The organism is Streptococcus vestibularis ATCC 49124, assembly GCF_000188295.1.
GTDB lineage: Bacteria > Bacillota > Bacilli > Lactobacillales > Streptococcaceae > Streptococcus > Streptococcus vestibularis.
Map to the genome: position 1 here is coordinate 1 of NZ_GL831130.1, position 656 is coordinate 656.

Below are 656 nucleotides of genomic sequence, written 5' to 3' on the forward strand. Positions count from 1 at the left end.
GTACCTGTATTTGGCAACTCTTTTTGACCTTCAACATATTTTGGTGTTGCTGGTTGACTTGGTTCAACCGGTCTTGGAGTTGGCATCTCAACTTTCTTGAAGATATGTTTGATATTTCCATTTGGATCAGTCACAGTCTTCACATATTCGTAACCTGAAACTGTTCCCGGTTCTTTAGAACCTGACTCAGTTGGTTTCAATGGATTTCCATTTTCATCAGTCCAAGTAGTTGTATTTTGCTTACCTGGAGTTGGTTGAGGAACAGGTGAAGGCGTTGGAGCTGGTGTTGAAACTTTCTCATAAACGTGTTCGATATCGCCATTTGGAAGTTTCTTAGTCTCTACGAAGCGGTAACCTGGAATATCTTTCTTAGGTTGTTCACCATCTTCTGTTGGATAGTTCGGAATTTCATTGCCGTCTTTATCCTTATGACTTGTCTTAACTTTCTCATAAACGTGTTCGATGTCGCCGTTTGGAAGTGTCTTAGTCTCTACGAAGCGGTAACCTGGAATATCTTTCTTAGGTTGTTCACCATCTTCTGTTGGATAGTTCGGAATTTCATTACCGTCTTTATCCTTGTGACTTGTCTTAACTTTTTCGTAAACGTGCTCTGTATCTCCGTTTGGAAGTGTCTTAGTTTCTACGAAACGGTAACC

1 protein-coding gene is annotated in these 656 nt (G+C 40.5%); it reads right to left on the bottom strand.

What is annotated here, in order from left to right; all coding sequences use genetic code 11:
- The coding region (locus tag HMPREF9425_RS09070) for a MucBP domain-containing protein (RefSeq protein WP_003098520.1) at positions 1 to 656 on the bottom strand (656 nt) is incomplete at both ends.